Source organism: Luteibacter sp. P4_E6 (genome assembly GCF_056401535.1).
This window is the reverse complement of the sequence record NZ_JBFUJE010000388.1, coordinates 1-3,746: the sequence shown is the minus strand read 5'-3', so window position 1 is coordinate 3,746 and position 3,746 is coordinate 1. Positions and strand designations below refer to the sequence as shown.

The window sequence follows — 3,746 nt, the reverse complement described above, 5'->3', positions numbered from 1 at the left end:
CCGCTTAGGCGGCGAAGCTTCGTGTGGGAGCCGATTCATCGGCGATCCCGCAGCAGCGGGCCCGGTTGCCGCGAGCACCCATTCGCCGATGAATCGGCTCCTACAGCGGCCTGGGAGCTCCGGTCTGCGGGCGGTCATACCAATGCGCTAAAATGCCGGGCTATGACCGAAGACCTCCTTAGCCGCCCCCGTCCCGCGGAAGCCGCTGCCCGCCGCCAGAGCACGGGCGTGATCGTCGACCGCGTGCAAGTAGGCGGCCGCGCACCGATCGTCGTCCAGTCCATGACGAACACGGACACCGAAGATCCCGTCTCCACGGCGAAGCAGGTGGCCGAACTGGCCCGCGCGGGCTCGGAGATGGTCCGCATTACGGTGAATACGCCTGCCGCTGCCGCCGCCGTGCCGCGCATCCGTGAACGCCTGGACATGATGGGCGTCTCGGTCCCGCTGATCGGCGACTTCCACTACAACGGCCACCAGTTGCTGGAAGGCGAGCCGGCCTGTGCCGAGGCGCTCGCCAAGTACCGTATCAATCCGGGCAACGTCGGCTTCGGCAAGAAGAAAGATGCGCAGTTCGCCTCGATCATCGAGATGGCGATTCGCTACGACAAGCCCGTGCGTATCGGCGCCAACTGGGGCTCGCTGGACCAGTCCATGGTCGCTGCCCTGATGGACGAGAACGCCCGCCGTGCCGACCCGTGGGACGCAGGCCATGTAGCTCGCGAAGCGTTGATCCGTTCCGCGCTGGATTCCGCCGCGCGCGCGGAAGACCTCGGCCTTGCGCGCAACCGCATCATCCTTTCGTGCAAGGTCTCGGGCGTGCAGGAGCTGATCGCGGTGTATCGCGATCTCGCCCGTCGTGCCGACTACGCCCTGCACCTGGGCCTGACCGAAGCGGGTATGGGCTCGAAGGGCATCACCGCCTCCAGCGCGGCACTCGGCGTGCTGCTGCAGGAAGGTATYGGCGACACGATCCGCATTTCGCTCACGCCCGAGCCGGGGCAGTCGCGCACGGCCGAAGTCATTGTCGCCCAGGAGTTGCTGCAGACGATGGGCCTGCGCGCCTTCACGCCGCTGGTCACCGCGTGCCCGGGGTGCGGTCGCACCACGAGCGAATTTTTCCAGGAGCTGGCCAAAACCGTGCAGGAACATGTGCGCGAGCAGATGCCGGTGTGGCGCGTGAAGTACGACGGTGTGGAGAACCTCACTCTCGCGGTGATGGGCTGCATCGTCAACGGACCCGGCGAATCCAAGCATGCGAACATCGGCATTTCGTTGCCGGGTAACGGCGAAGCACCTTCCGCGCCCGTGTTCATCGACGGTGAAAAAGTCATGACACTGCGTGGTGACAACATCGCCGACGAGTTCGTCGGCATCCTCGACAACTACGTCGAGACGCACTACGCGGCGCGCGGCGACTGAGCCATCACGCGTTGAATGCGGGGTCGTCCGGCATCATTGTTGGCGGTTCCCCGCAGGAGACAAAGGCATGACTTCTTCCGTTCCGGTCCTCGACCTCAACGATGGCAACAAGGCCCCGCAACTGGGCTTCGGTGTATTCCAGATTCCCGATGGCGAAACGGCCGATGCCGTCGCCAGCGCTCTGGCGGCTGGCTACCGCTCTCTGGATACCGCGGCGATCTACAAGAATGAAGCCGGCGTGCGCCAGGGCATCGAGCGATCCGGGGTCGCGCGCGGCGACATCTTCCTTACGACCAAGCTGTGGAACGCCGAGCAGGGTTTCGATAGCACGCTAAAGGCCTTCGATAGCAGCCTGAACAAGCTGGGTACCGACTACGTCGACATGTACCTGATCCACTGGCCGACGCCGAAACGCGACCTTTATGTCGACACCTGGAAGGCCTTCATTCGCCTGCGTGACGAAGGTCGCATCCGTTCGATCGGCGTGTCCAATTTCCAGCCAGCGCATCTCGAACGCCTGGTGAAGGAAACCGGCGTGGTACCGGTGGTCAACCAGATCGAACTGCATCCGGACTTCGCGCAGCGCGATGTCGTTGCTGCCAATACGAAGCTGAAAATCATCACCGAATCCTGGAGCCCCTTGGGGCAGGGCGGCGACCTGCTGAAGAACGATGCCCTTGTCACCATCGGCAAGAAGCACGGCAAGACGCCGGCACAGGTGGTGATTCGCTGGCATGTCCAGCTCGGGCACATGGTGATCCCGAAATCCGTCACGCCCGAACGCATCAAGGCCAACATCGACGTGTTCGATTTCGAACTGTCAGCCGATGAGATGAAGGCGATCGACGGACTGGATGCGGGCAACCGCATGGGCCCGCATCCGGACGAACTGAACTGACTTACTGCCCCATCGAGACGTCGATCTCGAACGGATAGGGCGCCGGCTTCTTCGGCGGTGGCGGCAGGGTCCAGACGGCAAACTGGCCGGTGAAGCACTTCGCCACCGGCGTTTCCKGCTGGACCGCCACGTCGCTGGAGCGGCCCTTGGCGTCGATCGTCGCGACAATGGTGAATGGCGTCTTGTCCGCGGGGCTGTTGCTGGCGATGCAGTCCTTCAGCGCGTCCGTGGCCGGGTTGCCTATCTTGTCCCACAAAGCGCCTTGCCAGGCCTTGCCCTCCGGATTCTTCTCCAATGCCTTGGCAGCCTGGACACGCGCGTCGAAACCGCTATCGGTGGCAAGGGCAAAAGCGAGGGCAAGCAGCATCGGGTGTCTCCGGGATGGGATCGGAAGAGCCTAGCAGGGACGCGAAGGCTTCACATGCGCCGGACTAGCGTGACTGACGCAAGCGTCGTTCCCGCGATGCATCCGGAGCCTGCGATGCCCTTACACCCCTCCCGCCTGCTGGCGTTGTTGCTCCTGTCGTCGACGGCGATCGGCCAGACGACGCCGAATCCGGCGTCCGTGCCCACCGCGACGCCAGGAGCGAATCCTGCCGCCGCGCCGAGCCCGGGGCAGGCCAACCCGGCCTCGATGCCTGTTCAACCCGCTTCCGACGCAGGCGCCACCGAACGCGGGCTGAGCCCGGTGCAGCCGGGTAGTCCAGGCGTCACCCGGCGCGTGCAAAATGCCAACACGCACGCTGTTGACGCGCAAGGCCACGTGCTGGATCCCCATGGCAAGCCCGTCGGCCAGGCGGCGTCGCCATCGGTGATGCCGGCGCCTCCCTCGACGGTGCGCTGAAAAGCAGGTCATGCCAGGCGGATCAGTCGCACGCTTTTGCGTCAGTGCGCTACCATCCGGCGGGTGCCGCACCTTGACGGGAGTGAGGATGAAACGAGCGATCGCCGTGGCTCTGCTGACGGCCGGCCTGGCCGGCTGCGCAGGGATGTCCTCGAAGATTGCCCGGCTGGAAGTCGGCACCCCACGAAACGAGGTCGTCGACCGTCTCGGTCCGCCCGATTCGGACCGGAACATGATCGGTTTCGAAGTGATGAGCTGGATCGACCGTCGACCGGGCCGCTTTTCGTTCTCCCATCAGGACTACACCGTTGTGCTGAAGGACGCGAAAGTCGTTCAGTTCGGTCCCGGGCTTGTCCGTCGCGACGGCAAGACCTCCCTGCAGATCGAAACCGGCGATCCCTAGAAGTCGCCTCATAGGCGTACAAGCGTGCCGCGGGCCAGCGACGCTAGCGTTCCCCAAAGCCTCCGGGGAGCCGCGCCATGTCGATGAAAGCACCTACCTATGCCGAGCTCGCCTCGGAGCTGACGCGCCTGCACGACGCCCGCGAGGCTGTGATCGAGCAGGCCCTGGACGCCCTGGAA

5 protein-coding genes are annotated in these 3,746 nt (G+C 64.7%); 4 read left to right on the top strand and 1 reads right to left on the bottom strand.

Going from position 1 to position 3,746, the window contains the following annotated elements:
* The first annotated feature begins 162 nt into the window (after window positions 1-162).
* Window positions 163-1,422, top strand: coding sequence for a flavodoxin-dependent (E)-4-hydroxy-3-methylbut-2-enyl-diphosphate synthase (gene ispG / locus AC1DT2_RS17775; RefSeq protein WP_477297791.1), 1,260 nt, complete (start codon window positions 163-165; stop codon window positions 1,420-1,422).
* Between the two features lie 67 nt (window positions 1,423-1,489).
* Window positions 1,490-2,320, top strand: coding sequence for an aldo/keto reductase (locus tag AC1DT2_RS17770; protein WP_477297790.1), 831 nt, complete (start codon window positions 1,490-1,492; stop codon window positions 2,318-2,320).
* A 1-nt stretch (window position 2,321) separates the two neighbouring features.
* Here AC1DT2_RS17770 and AC1DT2_RS17765 read toward each other — a convergent pair whose 3' ends face one another.
* Window positions 2,322-2,687 carry a peptidase C13 gene (locus tag AC1DT2_RS17765; protein WP_477297788.1) on the bottom strand — a complete coding sequence of 122 codons (366 nt, stop codon included), beginning with the start codon at window positions 2,685-2,687 and terminating at the stop codon, window positions 2,322-2,324.
* Window positions 2,688-2,801: 114 nt separating this feature from the next.
* Between AC1DT2_RS17765 and AC1DT2_RS17760 the strand changes: the two genes are divergently transcribed.
* Together AC1DT2_RS17760 and AC1DT2_RS17755 are read left to right on the top strand one after the other, a co-directional pair.
* Window positions 2,802-3,164, top strand: a complete 363-nt coding sequence (locus tag AC1DT2_RS17760; protein WP_477297786.1) for a hypothetical protein — start codon at window positions 2,802-2,804, stop codon at window positions 3,162-3,164.
* A gap of 88 nt (window positions 3,165-3,252) precedes the next feature.
* Complete coding sequence (locus tag AC1DT2_RS17755; protein ID WP_063573545.1) at window positions 3,253-3,567, top strand: hypothetical protein; 315 nt, start codon at window positions 3,253-3,255, stop codon at window positions 3,565-3,567.
* Window positions 3,568-3,746 lie beyond the last annotated feature (179 nt).